General features: G+C 64.6%; 1 protein-coding gene. It reads right to left on the bottom strand.

What is annotated here, in order from left to right:
• On the bottom strand, positions 1-291 hold a 291-nt coding region (locus ACLQ2R_RS39665; RefSeq protein ID WP_425966563.1), incomplete at both ends, for a condensation domain-containing protein.

Genomic DNA, 291 nt, shown 5'->3' on the forward strand with positions numbered 1-291 from the left:
GGCGGCGAGGACGGCGGTGTAGTGGTCGAGGAGGCGTTCGATGCGGTCGGCGTCGAACAACTCGGTGGAGTACTCCACTGACACCCACAGGCCATCCGGAGCGTCCATCAGTTCCATCCCGACGTCGAACCGGGCGAACTGATTCGTCGCGGCCAAGGGTTCGGCTGCCGCATCGCCGAGTGTCAGATCAGCTTGGGAACTGGCCGGCTGCAATGTGAGGCTGATTTGGAACAGGGGGTTGCGTCCGGTGACGCGTTCGGGTTGCAGGGCGTCGACGATCAGGCCGAAGGG

Origin of the sequence: Streptosporangium sp. DT93, assembly GCF_049844535.1 — a bacterium.
GTDB lineage: Bacteria > Actinomycetota > Actinomycetes > Streptosporangiales > Streptosporangiaceae > Streptosporangium.